The 18136-nt window shown below is 69.5% G+C and carries 24 protein-coding genes and 1 pseudogene; 16 read left to right on the top strand and 9 right to left on the bottom strand.

The window, feature by feature from the left end; all coding sequences use genetic code 11:
• From ACZ44S_RS31115 to ACZ44S_RS31095, 5 genes and pseudogenes are all read left to right on the top strand, one after another.
• On the top strand, positions 1-558 hold the full coding sequence (locus ACZ44S_RS31115; protein WP_466934828.1) for a TetR/AcrR family transcriptional regulator: 558 nt from the start codon (positions 1-3) through the stop codon (positions 556-558).
• A 218-nt stretch (positions 559-776) separates the two neighbouring features.
• Complete coding sequence (locus tag ACZ44S_RS31110) at positions 777-1148, top strand: SDR family oxidoreductase (RefSeq protein WP_466934825.1); 372 nt, start codon at positions 777-779, stop codon at positions 1146-1148.
• A 94-nt stretch (positions 1149-1242) separates the two neighbouring features.
• The gene (locus tag ACZ44S_RS31105; RefSeq protein WP_466934823.1) at positions 1243-2124 is read left to right on the top strand and encodes an alpha/beta fold hydrolase; all 882 of its coding nucleotides are present in this window, start codon (positions 1243-1245) and stop codon (positions 2122-2124) included.
• A 220-nt stretch (positions 2125-2344) separates the two neighbouring features.
• Positions 2345-2500, top strand: a pseudogene (locus ACZ44S_RS31100) (helix-turn-helix domain-containing protein); the annotation flags it as partial.
• Positions 2440-2583, top strand: a complete 144-nt coding sequence (locus ACZ44S_RS31095; RefSeq protein ID WP_466935100.1) for a hypothetical protein — start codon at positions 2440-2442, stop codon at positions 2581-2583. The pseudogene ACZ44S_RS31100 and the gene ACZ44S_RS31095, both read left to right, overlap by 61 nt.
• A 17-nt stretch (positions 2584-2600) precedes the next feature.
• On the opposite strand, the gene ACZ44S_RS31090 is transcribed toward ACZ44S_RS31095, so the two are convergent.
• The gene (locus ACZ44S_RS31090) at positions 2601-3362 is read right to left on the bottom strand and encodes a DUF6193 family natural product biosynthesis protein (protein WP_466934821.1); all 762 of its coding nucleotides are present in this window, start codon (positions 3360-3362) and stop codon (positions 2601-2603) included.
• A gap of 153 nt (positions 3363-3515) precedes the next feature.
• On the bottom strand, positions 3516-3887 hold the full coding sequence (locus ACZ44S_RS31085) for a winged helix-turn-helix transcriptional regulator (RefSeq protein WP_466934818.1): 372 nt from the start codon (positions 3885-3887) through the stop codon (positions 3516-3518).
• 78 nt (positions 3888-3965) lie between these two features.
• On the opposite strand from ACZ44S_RS31085, the gene ACZ44S_RS31080 reads away from it, so the two are divergent.
• Positions 3966-4847, top strand: a complete 882-nt coding sequence (locus ACZ44S_RS31080; RefSeq protein ID WP_466934816.1) for an NAD(P)-dependent oxidoreductase — start codon at positions 3966-3968, stop codon at positions 4845-4847.
• A gap of 50 nt (positions 4848-4897) precedes the next feature.
• Here ACZ44S_RS31080 and ACZ44S_RS31075 read toward each other — a convergent pair whose 3' ends face one another.
• Positions 4898-5293 (bottom strand): cupin domain-containing protein, encoded by a 396-nt coding sequence (locus ACZ44S_RS31075; RefSeq protein WP_466934813.1) that lies wholly within the window; start codon positions 5291-5293, stop codon positions 4898-4900.
• 52 nt (positions 5294-5345) lie between these two features.
• On the opposite strand from ACZ44S_RS31075, the gene ACZ44S_RS31070 reads away from it, so the two are divergent.
• From ACZ44S_RS31070 to ACZ44S_RS31060, 3 genes are all read left to right on the top strand, one after another.
• Entirely contained in the window at positions 5346-6338 is a 993-nt protein-coding gene (locus tag ACZ44S_RS31070; protein WP_466934811.1) for a GlxA family transcriptional regulator, read from the top strand.
• 55 nt (positions 6339-6393) lie between these two features.
• Positions 6394-6963, top strand: a complete 570-nt coding sequence (locus ACZ44S_RS31065) for a DUF6328 family protein (RefSeq protein WP_466934808.1) — start codon at positions 6394-6396, stop codon at positions 6961-6963.
• Positions 6964-7047: 84 nt separating this feature from the next.
• Positions 7048-7569 (top strand): 2'-5' RNA ligase family protein, encoded by a 522-nt coding sequence (locus ACZ44S_RS31060; RefSeq protein WP_466934806.1) that lies wholly within the window; start codon positions 7048-7050, stop codon positions 7567-7569.
• A 35-nt stretch (positions 7570-7604) separates the two neighbouring features.
• Here ACZ44S_RS31060 and ACZ44S_RS31055 read toward each other — a convergent pair whose 3' ends face one another.
• Entirely contained in the window at positions 7605-9029 is a 1425-nt protein-coding gene (locus tag ACZ44S_RS31055; RefSeq protein WP_466934804.1) for a hypothetical protein, read from the bottom strand.
• A gap of 195 nt (positions 9030-9224) precedes the next feature.
• On the opposite strand from ACZ44S_RS31055, the gene ACZ44S_RS31050 reads away from it, so the two are divergent.
• Positions 9225-9398 carry a hypothetical protein gene (locus tag ACZ44S_RS31050; protein WP_466934801.1) on the top strand — a complete coding sequence of 58 codons (174 nt, stop codon included), beginning with the start codon at positions 9225-9227 and terminating at the stop codon, positions 9396-9398.
• A gap of 18 nt (positions 9399-9416) precedes the next feature.
• Here ACZ44S_RS31050 and ACZ44S_RS31045 read toward each other — a convergent pair whose 3' ends face one another.
• Complete coding sequence (locus ACZ44S_RS31045) at positions 9417-10025, bottom strand: TetR/AcrR family transcriptional regulator (RefSeq protein WP_466934799.1); 609 nt, start codon at positions 10023-10025, stop codon at positions 9417-9419.
• 119 nt (positions 10026-10144) lie between these two features.
• On the opposite strand from ACZ44S_RS31045, the gene ACZ44S_RS31040 reads away from it, so the two are divergent.
• The 6 genes from ACZ44S_RS31040 to ACZ44S_RS31015 all read left to right on the top strand — a co-directional run bounded on the left by ACZ44S_RS31040 (position 10145) and on the right by ACZ44S_RS31015 (position 14941).
• Positions 10145-10810, top strand: a complete 666-nt coding sequence (locus ACZ44S_RS31040; RefSeq protein WP_466934796.1) for an NADPH-dependent F420 reductase — start codon at positions 10145-10147, stop codon at positions 10808-10810.
• Positions 10811-10818: 8 nt separating this feature from the next.
• Entirely contained in the window at positions 10819-11253 is a 435-nt protein-coding gene (locus tag ACZ44S_RS31035; RefSeq protein WP_466934794.1) for an ester cyclase, read from the top strand.
• 197 nt (positions 11254-11450) lie between these two features.
• Complete coding sequence (locus ACZ44S_RS31030) at positions 11451-12329, top strand: lysostaphin resistance A-like protein (protein ID WP_466934792.1); 879 nt, start codon at positions 11451-11453, stop codon at positions 12327-12329.
• Positions 12330-12355: 26 nt separating this feature from the next.
• A complete protein-coding gene (locus ACZ44S_RS31025; protein WP_466934790.1) occupies positions 12356-13576 on the top strand; it encodes a sensor histidine kinase in 1221 nt (406 codons plus the stop codon).
• A gap of 4 nt (positions 13577-13580) precedes the next feature.
• Entirely contained in the window at positions 13581-14267 is a 687-nt protein-coding gene (locus tag ACZ44S_RS31020; protein ID WP_466934787.1) for a response regulator, read from the top strand.
• 89 nt (positions 14268-14356) lie between these two features.
• Positions 14357-14941, top strand: a complete 585-nt coding sequence (locus ACZ44S_RS31015) for a DinB family protein (protein ID WP_466934785.1) — start codon at positions 14357-14359, stop codon at positions 14939-14941.
• A gap of 36 nt (positions 14942-14977) precedes the next feature.
• Here the strand turns inward: ACZ44S_RS31015 and ACZ44S_RS31010 are convergent, their stop codons facing one another.
• From ACZ44S_RS31010 to ACZ44S_RS30995, 4 genes are all read right to left on the bottom strand, one after another.
• Entirely contained in the window at positions 14978-16582 is a 1605-nt protein-coding gene (locus tag ACZ44S_RS31010; protein WP_466934782.1) for a polyamine aminopropyltransferase, read from the bottom strand.
• Positions 16583-16594: 12 nt separating this feature from the next.
• Positions 16595-17032, bottom strand: a complete 438-nt coding sequence (locus ACZ44S_RS31005; RefSeq protein ID WP_466934780.1) for a DUF350 domain-containing protein — start codon at positions 17030-17032, stop codon at positions 16595-16597.
• Between the two features lie 98 nt (positions 17033-17130).
• Positions 17131-17535: a DUF4247 domain-containing protein gene (locus tag ACZ44S_RS31000; RefSeq protein ID WP_466934777.1), complete on the bottom strand. Its 405-nt coding sequence runs from the start codon at positions 17533-17535 to the stop codon at positions 17131-17133.
• Positions 17532-18038: a DUF2617 family protein gene (locus tag ACZ44S_RS30995; protein ID WP_466934774.1), complete on the bottom strand. Its 507-nt coding sequence runs from the start codon at positions 18036-18038 to the stop codon at positions 17532-17534. The genes ACZ44S_RS31000 and ACZ44S_RS30995 overlap by 4 nt, the downstream gene beginning before the upstream one ends.
• Between the last annotated feature and the right edge of the window lie 98 nt (positions 18039-18136).

Raw genomic sequence — 18136 nt, 5'->3', positions numbered from 1 at the left:
ATGGGCGCGATCCGCACGCCGCGCGAGAAGTGGATCGAAGAGGGGCTGCGAGCCCTCGCCGCCGGCGGCCCCGAGGCTGTGCGCGTGGAGGTCCTCGCCCAGGCGCTGGGCGTCAGCAAGGGCGGCTTCTACGGCTACTTCCGCAACCGCGCCGCCTTGTTGGAGGAAATGCTCGACACCTGGGAGCGCGGGGTCACCGACGACGTCATCGAGCGCATCGAGCGCGACCCGGGCGACGCCCGCGAACGGCTCGGGCGCCTCTTCGACTACGTGGGCTCCGGCGAAGCGCTGGTGACCAGTGCAGGCGTCGAGCTCGCGATCCGTGACTGGGCCCGCCGCGACGACGACGTCGTACGCTGCCTGCGCCGGGCCGACAACCGGCGCATGGACTACCTGCGCGAGCTCTACGGGGCCTTCTGCCCCGACGAGGGCGAGGTCGAGGCCCGCTGCCTGATCACCTTCTCGCTGCGCATCGGCGACCACCTCATCGCCGCCGACAACGGCCCGCGCAGCCGCACGGACGTCCTCGCCGCGGTCCGGAACCGGTTGTTGAGCTGAGCAGCCGGTCGTGATCGTGCTCGGCGGCTCCGGGGCAAGAAGGACACCGGAGCCGTGGTTGCCGATGCGCGACGCATAGCGGAAGCGGGCGCCGCGACCGTACTCACCCACCCCCTGCCGGGGTAGCACTGCCGGCTTGACTCCCCGGTGTGACGTCCCGCCGGCCACCGTCTTCCTGCCTTCCCCCCCGTCACCACGGACGAGACGGAGGGAGACCGGTGGATGCGCCGCACGGCCCGGACGCCCGCACCGATCGGAGCCGCCCACGGGGCGCCTCCCAGGCGGGTGTGGAGGTCATGATCCGCTACTGGGCCTGCGAGTTCGGCGGCAGCGGCGTACGGGTCAACACCGTCTCGCCCGGTCCGGTCAGGACGGACGGCACCGCTGCCATGTCCGGTGATCGGATCGCGATGCCCGACGCGGTCAACGCGCGGGGCAAGGCCGGTGGGCCTCGAGGGGGTCGCCGAAAGCGTCCCTTTCTCGCCGGTCCTGCGAGCAGGTACGTCGACGGAGTCACCCTCTTTGCTGCCCGCCTGCGGATCGCAGGGTCTCCTGTCGCGCCGGTCGCCTCCCAGTCCGGCATGATCTGAGTCTTCTAACCCTCTTAATTGACTTGACAGGTTAGATTGAATCCTGTCCACTTGCTCTGTAGGTAACCGCTCTAGATACCCAAAGGGGTTAGGCATGAGGGAGACTCGCCACCAGTACGCCACGGTGCAGGGGCATCGCATCTTCTACAGGGAAGCCGGACCTCAGGACGCTCCGGTCGTCGTGCTCCTGCACGGATTCCCCACCAGTTCCCGCATGTTCCGCCGGCTGATCCCCGAACTCGCCGACCGGTTCCGGGTGATCGCTCCCGACCACCTGGGCTTCGGCCACTCCGACACTCCGGCGGCGGACGAGTTCCCGTACACGTTCGACGCGCTCACGGACATCACGGAAGCATTCCTGGCCGGGCTGGGCGTTACTCGCTACGCCATGTACGTCCAGGACTACGGTGCGCCCATCGGCTGGCGGCTCGCGCTGCGCAACCCGGGGGCCGTCACGGCCGTGATCACCCAGAACGGCAATGCCTATGAAGAGGGGTTCGTGCCGGAATTCTGGAAGCCCGTATGGGCCTACACGAACGATCCAGGGCCTGACACGGAGCCGGCTGCGCGCCACGCACTCAGTCTCGAAGCCGTCCGCTGGCAGTACCTCCACGGGGTGGAACACCCCGAACTGGTCGACCCCGACACCTGGACGGCCGATCACCGGGACATCAGCCGTCCCGGCAACGACCTCGCGCAGCTGGCTCTCTTCCGGGACTACGCCACCAACCCGCCTCTCTATCCGCGGGTGCACGAGTACTTCCGGCAGAGCCAGGTGCCGCTCCTGGCGATATGGGGAGCCGAGGACCTCATCTTCGGCCCCGACGGCGCGCGAGCCTTCAAGCGGGACCTGCCGGACGCCGAGATCCATCTGCTGCCCGGAGGCGGTCACTTCCTCCTGGAGAGCCATCTGCACACCGCGGTCGGCCACATCCGGGACTTCCTGGCCCGCCCGTTGGTGACTGCCCGGGCATGACGGACTGAGCGGTGCCCAGTCCTCTCGCGTGCTGAGGTCCCGTGCAGAACGCGGTGTCCACGGCCGGCATGACCGCCTTCGCGGCCTTCTCGCCGTCGCCGAAGGTACCCGGCAGCGCGGTCACGGCAGGCCCGACGGAGCGGCTGTCGTCCGTGGCACCGCCGCGGGTCTCGAACCCGTCGATGTCGCCGCCCCTGCGGCGACGGTATTCGTCAGTGCACTGCGCCGGGCCGCCGAACGCTTCCAGGTCTCTCCCACCACCGCCCAGCGGTGGGCCGACCGCTACCGGCAGACGGGCGAAGCCGCCTCGCCCAGGTGCGGCGCAGCCTCGCCGCCGCCGAGGCCCGCCTTCTCACCGACCTCGACGACCAGAACGCGGAGCAGTTGCGCACCCTGCTCTCCCGGGTCGCGCAGACCGCTCGGCGAGTGACGATCGCCCTCGGCGAAGCGGACCGCTGACAATCCGCCTCCATCCGCTATGCGTCGTGACGACGCCCCGGCCAGCCTCCCTCGACGGCCGGGCCGCTGCCCGCTGGGATGTTCGCTGCGACCAGCGCCGCGGCTTCGTCGGCACCGAGGCCGGTACCGAGCACACGTGACGGTGTCTGCGAGGACCCCTGCGCGACCACGTTCCACAGCCCGTCGATGGTCGGTATCACCCGCGGAAGCTCCTCATGGAACGGATCAGCGGTGCTGCTGAGCAGGCTGAACTGGCCGTGTGACGGCCACGGGAAGAAGACGCGCAAGGCAGGCTGCGCATAGAGCGCTTCGGCGAGTTCGGCATCGCCCAGCCTGATCGTCCGCGAGCGTTCCAAGGTCAGCCGCCAGGCGGTCGACACGACCCTGCCAGGAGGTGCCGCCTTGAGCGGGTCATCCGCCAGGAACGTCCACTCGCGGCGCAGCTGACCGATCGATGCGCCCCCGCCCCATGCGTGCAGGAGGGCGGCCACCACTGTGAGGCTGTCGGTGCTGCCGAAGGCGCCCCCGGGCCATCCGGTGCCCTCGGAGATCTCAACACGGAATTCGCGTTCCTCCTCGTTGGTCGCGTAGACCGTGAACCGCGCCTCTCCGCGGACACAGCACACGGCCACCGTCGAGGCGAACCCCTCAACAGATCGAACGGGGCCGATTGCGTGTCCCTGGCGAGCCGCTTCGCCGGCGAGTGCTTCTCTCAAGCCGCCCGACCCCGCCACGTCCGGGTAGAGGTCGGCGGGCACTTCACTTGAACGCTCCTTCATGCGCATACCGTAGGCCGGGCAGGCTGCAGCAGCCGTTGTGCAGCGGTGTCCCACCGGTGTGTCAACTCGCGCCCCACGCGTTCTTGCATGCTGCTCCGCTGGTATGTGCCGATACGTGTGCTCCGGCGCGTGCACGGAAGGACCCCGGCCCGCCTACTCCTCCGGCCCTCGAGTGGTAGGCCGCTCGCGGCCCCAGGCGGCCAGCGGCTCGAGTGCGTCGTTGAGGCGCCTGCCGTCCTCGGTCAGCGAGTACTCCACACGTGGCGGTACCTCGTCGTGCGAGACGCGGTCGACGACACCGTCCGCTTCCAGCTCGCGCAGGTGTGAGGCCAGCACCTTCTCGGTGATGCCGGGAACCAGTCGGCGCAGTTCCCCGAAGCGGCGGTGGGGGTGCTCGTGGAGAGCCCAGAGGATCAGCACCTTCCACTTGCCGCCGATGACCTCCATCGCGGTGTCGATCCCGCAGACGTGGCCGTCCGCCGCACCCGGCCGGTTCAGCGTCGCCATGGCCCACCCCTCCGACATGCTCGCTCACCTCGAGGTAACCACCCACTGCCAAGTGCGTACTTGATCACCTCTGCACCTGGGGCCAGCCTAATCCGCATGACACGGAACACTGTTGAGAAGACCCCCGTCACCCTGCTCGGCCTGGGCGCGATGGGCACCGCGCTGGCCCGTACCTGGCTCGCCGCCGGTCACCCCCTCACCGTCTGGAACCGCACTTCGTCCCGCGCCGCGGCACTCGCCGCCGAGGGAGCACGGGTCGCGGACAGCGCCGCTGAAGCGGTCACGGCGAACACATTGATCGTCGTCTGTCTGATGGACGACGCTTCCGTCGGGGAGGTGCTGTCCGGCACGGACCTGACCGCAAAAGACCTCGTCAACCTGACCACCGGCACCCCCGCCCAGGCCCGCGCCCGCGCCGAGTGGGCCCGCGGGCGCGGCGCCCGCTACCTGGATGGCGGCATCATGGCCGTCCCTCCGATGATCGGCGTCCCGGAAGCCGGCGGGTACGTCTTCTACAGCGGCTCACCGGAGCTGTTCCAGCAGCACCGGGAGACCCTGGTCGTCCCGGCCGGCACCACCTACGTCGGCGAGGACGCGGGCTTCGCCGCCCTGCACGACGTGGCCCTGCTCAGCGCCATGTACGGAATGTTCGCCGGGGTCGCGCACGCCTTCGCCCTGATCCGCGACGAGGACATCGACCCCGCGTCGTTCGCCCCGCTGCTCGCCGACTGGCTCGTCGCGATGGCCCCGTCGGTTCACCAGACCGCCGAGCAACTGCGCAGCGGCGACTACACCAAGGGCGTCGTCTCCTCCCTCGCCATGCAGGTGGCCGGCACGCCGACCTTCCTGAGCACAGCCGAGCAGCAGGGCGTCAGTCCGGAGCTGCTCAGCCCATACTTCGAGCTGATGCGCCGCCGCCTGGCCGAGGGCGGCGGCGAGGAGGACCTGACGGGCGTGATCGACCTGCTGATGCGCTGACCGGCCGCAAGCGGTCCCGGAAGCCGCTTATGGGACCGAAGCCCGCCTGCTCAGGCGTTGAGCGCATGCCCGGTCGTCGAGTCCACGTGGTCCGGGACCTCGTCGTGGCGATCGCCCACGGTCGACGTCCCCGTGGGCTCGAACATCAGGATGGCGGCGCCGGACGGAGCAAAGGGCTTGTGTTCCGTCCCTCGGGGGACCGTGAAGACCGCCCCCTGAGGCAGCAGGACCGTGCGTTCACCGCCGGGCTCGCGCAAGGAGATGTGCAACTCCCCGTCGAGCACCAGGAAGAACTCGTCGGTGTCATCGTGGACGTGCCAGAGGTGTTCGCCCTCGACCTTGGCGATGCGGACGTCGTAGTCGTTGACGCGCGTGACGATGCGAGGGCTCCACAGGGCATCGAAAGAGGCCAGCGCCTTGCCGAGAAGGATGGGTTCGTCGCTCATGAGCCCATCCTGGGCCCTTCCGCAGCGTCCGTGTGAGTGCTAGGAATCGCAGGTGACGCAAGAATCCTCGCACGCCGTCCACGCGAACGGCGCACACCGGGTCGTCGTGATCGTGGACGAGAACTCGAACCCCTTCGAGCTCGGCTGTGCGACCGAGGTCTTCGGTCTGCGCAGACCGGAGATCGGCCGTGACCTCTACGCCTTCACTCTCTGTTCCCCCGAGCCCCGCACCCTGATGCGCGACGGGTTCTTCACCCTCACGGGAGTCGCCGACCTGGCGGCGGCCGACGCGGCGGACACCTTGATCGTTCCGAACCGCCCGGATGTCGAGGTGCCCCGCCGCCCGGCCGTGCTCGATGCCGTACGACGGGCGCACGCCCGCGGTGCGCGCCTGGTCGGCTTCTGCAGCGGCGCCTTCACCCTGGCGGAGGCCGGAGTCCTCGACGGCCGACGGGCCACCGCGCACTGGCAGTGGGCGGACTCCTTCCGGGCCCGCTTCCCCTCCGTCCGGTTCGAAGCGGACGTGCTGTTCGTGGACGACGGCGACATCCTCACCGCTGCGGGGAGCGCGGCCGCACTCGACCTCGGGCTGCATGTGGTCCGCCGCGACCACGGCGCGGAGGTGGCCAACTCCGTGAGCCGACGCCTGGTCTTCGCCGCGCACCGGGACGGCGGACAGCGACAGTTCGTGGAGCGCCCCATGCCCGACCTGCCGGACGAGTCCCTGGCGCCCGTCCTGGCCTGGGCCCAGGAACGACTGGACTCACCGCTCACGGTCTCCGACCTCGCGGCCCGTGCGGCCGTCAGCCCGGCGACGCTGCATCGCCGCTTCCGGGCACAACTGGGCACGACGCCGTTGACATGGCTCACGGGTGAACGACTCGCCCTGGCCTGCCGGTTGATCGAGCGAGGTGAGCATCGTTTCGAGGTGGTGGCCCGGCGCAGCGGGCTCGGCACCGCCGCCAATCTGCGCACCCTGATGCGCCGCGAGACCGGCATCACTCCGTCGGCATACAAGGAGCGGTTCGGGCCGGAAGCGGACTGAAGCATGAAACCGGCGAGGTCGGGGCAGACGGTCGACCTGCGATCGGGAGGGTTTCATGACAATGACGGAACAGTCGGCCACGTCGGTGAAGGAGGAAACCGCGCGTTGCACACACCACGACGGTCACGGACCGAGAGCCGGTGCCGAAGAGCCCGAGTCCCCGCGTGAGCGGGTCAACCGCCGCTGGAACGAGGTGCTGCAGGAGACACGGGTCACCCAGACCGGTGTGCAGATCCTCTTCGGCTTCCTGCTGAGCGTGGCCTTCACTCCACTGTTCCGGCAGCTCGGAACGGTGGACCACGTCATCTACGTCACCACCGTGGTACTCGGCGCTTCGGCCACCGGAGCGCTCATAGCGCCCGTCTCCATCCACCGCTTCCTGTCCGGCCAGCGGATGAAGAACGAAGTGGTGGAGGCCGCCTGCCGACTGATGATGTGCGGCATGGTCCTGCTCGCGCTGACCATCGGCTGCACGCTGCTCCTCATCCTGCGTTTCGTGGTTCCCGGCGTTCTGGCCGAAGTACTGGTCGTCGCGGTCATGCTGTGGTTCGGCCTCTGCTGGTACGTACTGCCCTTGCGCATACGACGTCGCGCCACGCCCCATTCCTGCGCCGACCAGGGCTGACTGGACGCGAGTGCGGACCTTCGAGCAGGTGCGGCCCGGCTCACGAGGACATGATCACTCACTGACCGCCGGTAGGCTGGTGTGGTGCGCACGGTCGAGCTTCTGTTGGACGAGGCGGCGGAGCTGGCGGTTCGGGAGGCCTGGCGGCGGCTCGCGGAAGCGGGGCTGCCCAGTCAGGCGCGCCACCGCTCGCCGACCAACAGTCCGCACCTGACCCTGGCCGCCTGCCCGGAACTGACCGCCCCGATCCGTTGGGAGCTCGCCGAAGTGGCGGCCGCTCTGCCGCTGCCGGTGCGCTTCACCGGCCTGGTGCGCTTCGAGCGGCCCACCTCGGTGCTGGCCTGGTCGCTGGACCGCGACCCCGCGATGGCCGGTCTGCATCGCAGGGTATGGGAGGCGGTGGCCTCGGACAGCCCGCCCGGGAGCCTCAGCCCCTTCCACGAACCCGGCCGCTGGAGCCCGCACATCACCCTCGGCCGCACCCGACGGGCCGGAGCCTTCGCCGGTCGGCGCATTCCCGAACTGCTGCCGGCGCCGCCGCTGTCGGCCCGGCTCATCACTCTGCGCAGCTTCGACACGGAGACCGGCGCCTTGGAAGTCCTGTAGCCCCACTCTCGCATTCCGACGCCGGAACCCGCGGTTCAGAAGTGGCCGATGCCGAAGCTGCTCGGCCATGTGGTGGCGTGTCCCGTCGACGTCCGGTCGCCTGACGGCGAGGGCACAGGGGGCGGCCAGGGATCCGGACGCCCCGCCCGCTCCGCCACCGTACGGAAATGTTCGTGTTCATACCGGTAACGCTCTTCGGTGAGGACGGCGCGTAACCGTGTGCCGTCGGGGTCTTCACGGTCGTACCGCTCGAACTGCTCGGTGAGGAAGAGCAACGGGAGCAGCCCTTGGTCGTCGTCGGGCAGATAGCCTGCGTCGACCACGGCCGCGACCGCCTCCGGCTCGAGCTCGGTCGCGCGGGCCAGGACGGCCCGTCGCATGACCCGGCGTTCGACGTTCTCCACGGATGGGTCGTCCAGGGGACCGAGGTCACGCAGGGACCGCCGTACGGCTGTGGCGACATCGTCCGGCAGATCTGTGCTCAGACCTGCCAGTATGCGATCGACGATGACGTCGCATGCTCTCGTACTCAACCTGCCTGCAGCGCATGCCAGTTGCAGGACCCGTCCGTCCGGGTCGGCCTCGCGATAGGCCGCGAACTGGCGGGTGAGCAGCAGAAAGACGGGGGCCCGGGCGGGGTCGGCCGGCCGGTATCCGGCATCGCGGGCCGCGGCGATGGCCTCGGCGTCACCGAAGACGGCCCGGTCACACACAGCCTCGACACCCGCTCCCGCCGACAGGTCGCGCAACGCTCGGCGGCACTGCTCGTGTATCTGTTCCGGCAGCCAAGTGCCGAGATACTCCAGCAGCCGCACGGCCAGGGCGCCCTGTTCGTAGGCCGGCAGCAGATCGGGCCGGTCCTTGACCAGAGCGAGCAAGGACAGATCGATGTCGTCGGGCTGTGCGGGCGACCGGGGCAGGTTCGGGTTGGCGCAGACGATCTCCAGCAACGCGGTCGGCTCGCCCCCGGACCACAGGTTGCACCGGGTCTCATGGCCGGGCGGTGCCGCGCCGAGGTAGGTCGGGCCCAGCTGCGCACGCGGCCGGAAGGCGGTTTCCAGAGCGTCCAGCAGGCCCGGCTGGTCGGTGACGGACAACAGCTCTGCCAAACGTTGGCGCAATCCGGGATCGGGAAAGCTCAGCGCGGCTTCGACCAGTCGGCGAACCCATGGATCGCCCCGGTATAAGCCGTACGGCGGGTCGGCGGCCGTCTGCGGGAGACAGGCGGTCAGCCGGACCCGCGGCCGGTACGGGGACGCGGGGTCGGCCTCGAGCAGGCATTCCAGCACCGGAATGACCCGCTCGGGTTGCTCGTGGTTGCCGAACCTGAAGTGTGCCGTTGTCAGCAGGAACCACGCACCGCGCCACACCTTCTCGCGGTAGGCTCCGCCGGCCGCCCACCACCGGTCGATCCGCTCACGGGCCCGGCTCTTGTGCCCGTAGAGGGCGGCGGCCAGCATGTCCTGAGCGTGTCGCTGAGCATCCCGCCGACGGAACCTCATCGTTCCATGATGCAGCGCCCGCACGCCGGTGGCCATACGGATGATGGGTGGCTTCGCGTCAACTGCACATGCATAGGGCGCTGTTGTCCGACGTGCGCCCTCGGCGTCTCCCGAACCGCGACCGCCGCCATCGCCGCGGGCATCGGCTACCACTTGGCGTTCCGGACCACTGCCCAGCTCTTCCTGGGCGAGGGCGCGGTGCTGGACGAGACCGGGAGTACCGTCCTTGAGGTGTTCGCGCTGGGCGGTGTGCCGTTCACGCCGGGCTGGATGGCGATGCTCCGTGTCCACCGCGATCGCATCGACCGGAGCACTCCCGGCCCGTAAGGCGCGCAGGGGTGGCCTTCATGAGTCTCCGGCTCGTGCCGCTCGTCCGTGGGCTTTGATGCCGTCCAGAGCCATGGCGAGCACCCGGTCCCGCTGTGCCTCCTGTACGAAGTTCGCTCCGCTGACGCCGTTGACCAGGAAGAGCACGTCGTCGAAGCTGACGTCGGTCCGGGCCGTGCCGGCGGCCTGGGCGCGTTCGAGAAGTGGCCTGCCCGCCGCGTGGATCATGTCGCGGCCCGTCGCGAACATCTCCGCACGGTGCGCGATGGAGTCGTAGATGGCCTTCTTGGTGGTCGCATAGCTGACGAACTGGCGTAGCCAGCTCTCCAGAGCATCCCACGGTTCTTGGCTGTCGAGCTCGGCCGCCATGCGGGCCAGGGCCTGGACCTCGTCCAGGTAGACCGTTTCGAACAGATGCTGACGTGTGGGGAAGTTGCGGTAGAGGGTCGCGATGTTGACCCCCGCCCGCCGGGCGATCCCCTCCAACGAGGCATCGGCACCCTCGGCGGCGAACACCTCACGGGCGGCGTCCAGCAGGGCGTCGAAGTTGCGGCGCGCGTCGGCGCGCGTCGGCCGGCTCACGGTGAAACCGGCATCGGTTCGTCCGCCGGACTCGGGCGTGGCCATCGCGCATTCCTCCTGATCTCCACCCTTGCTAAACGAAGGGGTGTCTGCGTTAAAGTCAAGGCATGCCTTCGATTAGTCGCAGGCGTGCCTTAGCTTATGTGAACCCAGTAGGAGAACCCATGACTGCCATCGGTTTCATCGGCAGCGGCAACATCGGCAGCACCTTGGCCCGCCTTGCCGTCGACGCCGACCACGACGTCGTCCTCAGTAACAGTCGCGGCCCGCATACCTTGCACCACCTGGTCACGCAGCTCGGCCCACGAGCCCGCGCGGCGACCTCCGTCGAGGCCGCAACCGCCGGCGACCTCGTCGTGGTGACCATTCCGATCAGGGCCTACCGGCAGGTTCCCGCCGAACCCCTCCGGGGCAAGGTCGTCATCGACACCCTCAATTACGACCCCGCCCGCCAGGGCCATGTCCCCGAGATAGACGCCGACGACACCCCGGCCCACCTCCTGCTTCAGACGCACCTGACCGGCTCCCGTGTCGTCAAGGCGTTCAGCAACATCTTCTTCAAGCACCTGGCCACCCTGGGGCGCCCCAAGGGAGCCCCGGATCGCAGCGCACTGCCTATCGCCGGTGACGACAGCGACGCCAAGAAGGCAGTCGCCACACTGATCGATTCACTCGGGTACGACACCCACGACGTCGGCCCGCTCGCAGAGAGCCGTCGGTTCGCGCCGGGTACGCCGGCTCAGCACGCCTATCTCGACCCGGACGGCATGTTCGCCGCCCCCGGACGGCCGGCGTCAGCGGCCGCCCTCATCGAGCTCCTCACCGCTTAAGGAACCTCATGACCAGCACGCACAGCGCTCCCCGCATCGTTGGGGCCACCGACGAGGAACGACGACTCATCGAAACGCTCTACAAGGCGATCGGCGGCGAGCCCGATCTCCTCGACGAGGTGCTCGCGCCCGACTGGGAGGACATTCCCAGCCTCTCCGACCAGCCGCGGGGACCCGCGGGGATGAAGCCGCACATCGTGGCCTTCCACGAAGCCTTCGCCGACGCACGCGTGATCATTCACGACATCGTCGCCTCCTCCGGGCTGGTGGCCGTACGCGGCGCCCTCACCGGCACCCTCCGCGGCGAGTTCCTCGGCGTGCCCCCGAACGGCAGATACGACGAGATCACCATTCACGAGTTCCACGAGATCAACAACGGTCGCATTCGACAGAGCTGGCACCTCGAAGACCTTCACGGATGGATGTCCCGCATGAAGTCCTAGGCGCGCCATCCCGGCAGCACGCCCAGGCCGCCGCCCCGCGGTGAGCGCAGACGGAACCCGAGTGGGCGGAACGCGGGCGGCACATCCCCCGTGAGAGCTACAGGAGTTGTCCATGGACGGGTGACTCGCGGACGTCGGCACATTCCTAGCGTGGTCGTCAGGTCGCCGAAGGTGCGACCACGACACGGGAGGCCACCATGGGCACGACGTCCGCCGCACACCACGACACACGGCCCGACCCGGACAAGGACCGGGACGGGCGCGGCGGCCGTGTGGGCCGGATCGTGCGCTCCCCGCTCGGCTGGATGGTGACGGGGATGGCCGGCATCGGCCTGGTCTCGGGCGTGACGGCGACGGGACCCGGCCCGGTGCCGGTGCTGGGCGCGGCCGCCGCGGTGGCCGTGTACTGGGTGGTCATGCGCCGTGCCGCACGACGCTCCACGCCGGAGATCACCCGGCACGGCGCCGGCCGGGAGGCACTGCTGGGCGGCGGGATCGGCCTGGGCTTCATCCTCGCCTCCGCCCTCCTGATCACGGCGATCGGAGGCTACTCGTTCTCCTGGGCGGGCAACGACTTCATGCCGGTCGTCCGGACGGCGGTCATGGTGCAGATCGGGGCGGCGGTCACCGAGGAGTTGCTGTTCCGCGGTCTGGCCCTGCAAGCCCTGGAGCAGCTGTGGGGCAGCCGCACAGCCATCGTGCTCACCTCGCTGTTCTTCGGAGTCGCCCACCTGGGCGCCCCGGGAGCGAGCGCGTGGGGCGGACTCGCGATCGCTCTGGAGGCGGGCGCCCTGCTCGGAGCGGCGTTCCTGTGGCGGCGTAACATCTGGTTCGTCGCGGGGCTGCACTTCGCGTGGAACACCACGGAGCAACTGCTCGGCATCCCGGTCTCCGGGCATACCCCCCAGGGTCTGTTCACCGTGGACAGCAATGGCTCCGCTTTTCTGACCGGCGGCAGCTTCGGCATGGAGACGTCGATCGTGCCCGTCCTCATCGGCGTGGCTCTTGCCGTCCCGATGCTCGTCCTCGCCCGACGGAATGGTGGGATCAAGTCCCGTCGTGGTGCGGGCCGCTGAGACAGGCCGACCGGAGGAGAATGGAAGTGACGCCTCGTCAGGTACCCAAGAGCCTCCAGCTGCTCCGGGCGCCCCTCGACTGGTGGAAGGAGCGGGATGCCTTCCTCAAGGACGGCATCCTCGCCCTGACGCTCACCTTGCTGGCCTTCGTGCCGACCTTGTCCAACCTCGGTGCACAGATCGGCGATCTGTCCGAGCGACCTGCGAACGTGCTGAGCGTCGGGCTCGTGCTGGCCCAGGCCATGCCGTTGGCGATGCGCCGCAGGTGGCCCGCAGCCTGTCTGGCTGTCGTCGCAAGCGCGTTCGCGCTGCACCAGGCGCTGGGATTCGCGACGACCTTCGCGAGTGTGGGGCTGTATCTGGCCCTGTACTCCGCAGGGGCCCATCAGGTCCGCTTCCGCCCCGGTCTGGCCACCGTGGCGAGTGCGGGCTACGTCGTGCTGACCGCCGTCCTGGACCGCTTCGGCTCACCGCAGTCCGTACCGGACTATCTCGCGTTCTATCTGTTTCTGGCCGCCGTCTGGCTGATGGGGAGTACGGTGCGCACGCGGCGGGCGGAAGAGGCGAAGCGGCAGCGGCTGACCGCCGAAGTGGCCACGGCCGCCGAGCGGGCACGGATCGCCCGCGAGCTGCACGACGTGGTCACCCACCACGTGACGGCCATGGTGGTCCAGGCCGACGCGGCGCAATTCCTGCTCACCACCGCGCCGGAACGCGCCGGCGAGGGACTGACCGCCGTCAGCGACACCGGCCGCCGCGCGCTGACGGAACTGCGGTACCTGCTCGGCGTCCTGGAGGCGACCGGCGAGTCGGCCTCCGCGGACCTGGCGCGTGCGGGACGGGCACCCGTCGTGGGACGCGTGGGGGACCTGGTCGAGCAGGCCCGAAGGTCGGGGCTGCCGGTCGAGTGCAGCGAGCAGGGCGAGCGGCAACAGCGGAGCGTGGATGTGGAATTGGCCGTGTACCGGGTGGTGCAGGAGGCGCTCACCAACGCCATGAAGTACGCGGTGCGGGAGCCGACACGGGTTTTGCTCCGGCACGGCGCCGAGTCCATCGGCATCGAGGTGACCACGGACGGACCTCTCGTCGCACGGGTCGAGCGCAAGCCGGGCCCCGCCGGGGGGCGAGGGCTGGCCGGGCTGCGTGCACGGGTGCGGATGCTCGATGGTGAACTGGAGGCCGGTCCCCGGCCCGAGGGCGGGTTCGAGGTCCGCGCCACGATCCCGTCCAAGCCCACTCAGGAGTGACCCCGTGAGCGAAGCGCCGCCACCGATCCGTGTGCTGATCTGCGACGACCAGGCGCTGGTGCGGACCGGCTACGTCACCATCGTCTCTTCGCAGCCCGACATGGAGGTCGTCGGCGAGGCAGAGAACGGCCATGAAGCGGTCCAGGCCGCCAGGCGGCTGCGCCCCGACGTGGTCGTGATGGACATCCGGATGCCCCTGCTCGACGGCATCGAGGCGACGCGGCAACTGGCCGGTCCCGACAGCGAAAACGCGCCGAGGGTCCTGGTCGTCACCACGTTCAACGTCGACGCCTACGTCTACGACGCGCTGCGTGCCGGCGCGAGCGGCTTCCTCCTGAAGGACTCGCAGCCGGCGGAACTGGTCAACGGCATCCGGACCGTCGCCCGGGGCGAGGCACTGCTGGCACCCGCCGTCACCCGCCACCTCATCGGCCACTACGCCCAGCATCTGCGGCCGGCGGACACCTCCCGGCCGGCCGGACAGGACGTCGTCCGTGCGCTGGCCCCCCGCGAGCTGGAAGTGCTCCGGCTGATCGCCGAAGGGCTGTCGAACGCGGAGATCGCTGCGGCGATGCACATCACGCCCGAGACGGTGAAGACGTATGTGTCGCGCATCCTGGCGAAACTCGGCCTGCGCGACCGCGTCCAGGCCGTCGTCCTCGCCTACCGGGTCGGACTGGTGTCCCCCTGAACCGACCGGCCCTCGGCTCCTCCGCCGGCCGTTGCGTACCGCGTACGGGATCTTGAGACCACGACCAGCCCATGGCAGGCTCTTGCCGCATGATCGACGAATTCGCCAAGGACAACCTGCACGGGAGACTGCGGCGGGACCGCGAGGCGTTGCTCTGGAAACTCGACGGCTTGTCCGAATACGACGCCCGCCGCCCTCTGACGGCGACCGGGACCAACCTCCTCGGCCTGGTCAAACACGTTGCCACCGTCGAAGCCAGGTACTTCGGCGAGGTCTTCGACCGCCCGTCCCCGGAACCGCTGGCGCGATGGCAGGACTCCGACGGCAGTGATCTGTGGGCGAGCGAGGACGAGACCCGTGACCAGATCATCGGGTTCTACCGGCGCACGTGGCAGCACTCGGACGCGACGATCAACGAGCTTCCCCTGGACGCCCCCGGCCATGTGCCGTGGTGGCCGCAGCCTCATGCCGACACGAACCTGTTCGCCGTCATGGTCCACGTCCTCGGCGAGTCCGTCCGGCACACCGGCCATGCAGACATCCTGCGCGAGGGCCTCGACGGCCGGACCGGCTTGCGCCCGGAACACGAGAAGCCGATCGACAAGGAAGCCCGCACAGCCCACCGGGCGAAGATCGAACAGATCGCCAGGTCGGCCGCGGAAGTCAGAACGTGAACCGCCGACGTGCCGGAGGGCCGTGGGGCGCGAGCGTCAGTAGTTCTGCCACTCGTCCAGCACGTAGTCCAGTACGGCCGGGTCCATCAGCGTGCTCGGGCGTACGTCCTGGCGGCGGCGGTCCACGGGGAACACCGCGGCGGCTTTCAGGACCGTTTCGTCGAGGTAGCGCAGTCGCGGGGCGTCCGACGCCAGTCGCAGCGGTGGGGACGCGCCGTCGCCCGGGGCGGCCAGGACGAAACCCCAGTTGCCGAAGCTCGGTACGTCGACCTGGAATTGGGCGGTCGAGTAGCCCGCCGTCTCGATCGTCTTCGCGATCGACCAGTACGTCTTCGGCGCGAAGAACGGCGACCCGCTCTGCACCATCACCCTGCTCTGCGGCGTCAGGACCTGTCCGAGCAGGTGGTAGAACTCCACCGAGTACAGCTTGGCCAGCGCCGCTGTGTCCGGGTCGGGGAAGTCGATGACGACCGCGTCGTACGACTGCCGGGCGCCGCGCAGCCAGTTGAAGGCGTCGGCGTTGACGACCTCGACCCTGGGGTCGCCCAACGCCTCGTCGTTCAGGTCGCGCAGGGGCTTGTAGTCGCGCGCGAGCCGGGTCATCGCCGGGTCCAGTTCCACGAGAGTGACGTGCCGTACGTCGTCGTAACGCAGCACCTCGCGCAGGGCGAGCCCGTCGCCGCCGCCCATGATCAGCACGTTGGCGCGGGAGTCCGCGAGCGCGGGGTGGACGAGGGACTCGTGATAGCGGTACTCGTCGACCGAGCTGAACTGGAGATCGCCGTTGAGGAAGAGCCGCATGTCCGGTTCGCCGGTGAAGGCGGTGGAGCGCGTGACGACGATCTCCTGGTACGGCGTCGTCTCCGCGTGGACGATCGGGTCCCGGTACATCTGCTGGCGCGCGGTCACCTCCAGGTCGTCCGCGAACGCGTACGCCGTACCGAGCACGGCCAGCACCGCCGTGACCCCGGCCAGCAGGGCGTTGCGCACCCAGCGCCGGATCTGCCGGCGGAAGATGAACACCACCACGATGACCCCGGCCACCGCGTTCACACCGCCGACCACCAGCGCGCCCTTGAGCTGGCCGAACGTCGGCAGGAGCAACAGAGGGAAGCACAGGCCGCCGACCAGCGCTCCGATGTAGTCGACGGCGAACATGTCGGCGACCGCGCTGCCCGCCTCCTGCCGACGGATCCGCTGGAGCAGGGTCATCAGCAGCGGGATCTCGGCGCCGATCAGCAGGCCGACGGCCACCGCGACCACGATCATCGCCGGGGTGTACAGCTGGAGCCAGGCGAACGCCGAGTACAGCGTCAGCACCGACAGGCCGCCGACCAGTGCGAGTACGCCCTCCACGAGCGCGAACGCGCCCACCGCGCGGCGGCGCAGGGGTTTCGCGGCGAGGGAGCCGAGCCCCATGGCGAACACCATCACGGAGATCACCACGGAGGTCTGGAGCACCGAGTTGCCGATGAGGTAGCTGCCCAGTGCGGTCAGGGCCAGCTCGTACACGAGGCCGCAGGCCGCACAGAGGAAGACGGCGAACAGCAGAAGGAAACGAGCCCCCCGGGTGGGCCGGACGACCGGGGGGCGGGAAGGTGTTGCGGCGGTATCGCTGTCCTGCACGGTGGAGGCGCTCATCGAGGGGCGTTGCTAAGAGATCGCCGCGCCGACCATGAACCCGGTGCCCAGGTACATGCCGGCCTGGACCCAGGCGGCGGGGTGCGGACGGCTGTCCTGGTCGTCGAGGACGACGGCACCCATCTGGCCCGGCGTGACCACGCCGATCACGATGCCGACGACGGTCATCACCAGCACCCCGGCCAGGCCGTACAGCAGCGTGCTGACCAGGCCGTAGCCGAGGCCCTGCTCGGACTCGCTCGCCTCGATGGCCTTCATGATGACCAGGCCCACGGCGACGGACTGGCTGCCCAGCAGGACGGCCGCGCCGCGGTTCCGGTCGGTCCATACCACGTGGTACAGCTTGCCCGGCGTGACGAGGTCGAGCGCGATGAAGCCGACGGCCATCACGACGAGGCCCGCGACTCCGTAGAGCAGGGCCTGTCCGGTCGACTCGAATATCTCGGTCACTGCGTTGCCTTTCTTGAGGGCGGGGTCGGGGCGTGATCCAGTGGTGTGCGGGAGGAACGTCGGTCGCGTCGGCGGGTGGCCCGGCCGGTCGGGGGATGTTACTTGCCCTCTCCGGGGCCGCCGCCGCGGAAGCTCGCGCTGTCCGGGTCCGGCCAGTAGGTGAGGTGCCGCTGGTGGCGGTGGTAGCCGTTGCGGTAGTCCTCGATCTCGATCAGGCTGCCGCTCCGATACGGCGAGACGGTGACCATGTCGTCGCCGTAGCGCAGGAACTCCATGCTGTCGCCGGAGGCACGGTCCAGTTCGGCCCGCTCGTTGTGGATCGCCTGGGCGACCTCGCTCGGGGTGCTGTCCGGGTCGGTCCAGTTCCCTCCGGTCGCGGTGTACGTGTCCCTGATCCACTCGCGGGGGACCGCGTAGTTGTCCCCGTCGCTGGAGCAGGCGGTGAGCAGGGGCGCGGCCAGCACGGCCGCCACCGCTGCGCGGACGAGTCGGGCGCTGTTCATCGGGCCTCCAGCCGGCTGTACGTCGATACGATCTGGCCGTTCTGCGGATACGTGTGCCAGGTGCGCCATACGAGCCCGGGGCCGTGCGGTCCCTCGACCGACTCGACGACCACGGCTGTGACCGCTTCCGGCGAGCCGGGGAAGACCCCGCACAGACTGTGCTCGGCGTCGGTGGACCGGCAGAGGACCTGTGCCACCTCGGCGCTGAACTCCTCGGGGGCCAGCCGGCGGGTGGTGGCGCCGAAGTCGTAGACCCAGCCCGGCAACTGTCGGGTGCATTCCTCGGGCAGCCCCCTGACGGCGCCCTGCAGACAGGCCACCGTCTCCCGCACGGGGCCGGCGAACACCTGGTGCGAGGCCCCGAGCAGCCGCAACCGTACGTCCAGGCCGCCGAGCGACACCACACGTTCTGCTAGCGCTGGACGCTCCGTCAGGCCCAGCGAGAAGCAGAGTTGATCCGCATCCGTGTCCAGGTAAGGGGCGTCCAGAGAGACGGCGTACACACGGCCCCCCGGTCGTTTCCTGCCATGATCGGCGCTCGAGTATGACACATGAGTTCGCGGAACTTGAGGGGTGAGGGTGAAGGGCCTGCCGCCTCGTG

The sequence above is a fragment of the Streptomyces malachitofuscus genome (genome assembly GCF_055571035.1).
This window is presented reverse-complemented; position numbering and strand designations above follow the sequence as displayed.